The organism is Pseudogemmobacter sp. TB195, assembly GCF_058313095.1.
In genome coordinates this window covers 1-624 of record NZ_JBZEGG010000134.1, presented here as the reverse complement: position 1 = coordinate 624, position 624 = coordinate 1, and the positions used below count along the sequence as shown (strand labels likewise).

At 71.2% G+C, this 624-nt stretch carries 1 protein-coding gene; it reads left to right on the top strand.

The annotated features are described in order from the left end of the window. Positions 1–35: 35 nt before the first annotated feature. On the top strand, positions 36–624 hold a 589-nt coding region (locus tag AC4FS3_RS29005), incomplete at its 3' end, for an alpha/beta hydrolase (protein ID WP_491023419.1).

Here is a 624-nt window from a genome sequence, read left to right as displayed (position 1 = left end):
CGTGCAGGGCGGCGATAGCGGAAGGGAGACAGGCCATGACTGGCGCCGTCAATACAGATTTCGTTCACCGCTTCGAACCCGGCGCGCCCCAGGCCGGGCGGCCACTGCTGTTGCTGCATGGCACGGGCGGCGATGAAAACGACCTTGTGCCGCTGGGCCGCATGCTGGCGCCGGACGCGCCGTTGCTGTCCGTGCGCGGCAAGGTGCTGGAAGGCGGCGCGCGCCGCTTCTTCCGTCGCTTCGCTGAGGGAATGCTGGACGAGGACGATCTGCGATTCCGGGCCGACGAGCTGGCGGATTTTATCGCGGCGGCGCGGGATCGCCATGGTCTGGCGGCTCCGGTGGCGCTGGGGTTCTCCAATGGCGCCAACATCGCGGCGGCCATGCTGCTGCGCCGGCCTGGCGTGCTTGCCGGCGCGGCGCTGTTCCGCGCCATGGCGCCGTTCACCGGGTCGGCTTTCGCGCCCGGCGAGGTGGCTCGGACGCCGGCGACGCATGGCGGCCCGGTCCAGGCCCTGGTGGTGTCCGGCGCCATGGACCCCATGGTCGCGCCCGATAACCGCCAGCAACTGCTGCGTGATCTGCGCGCCGCTGGCGTGGACGTGCGGGACGAAACGGTGCTGG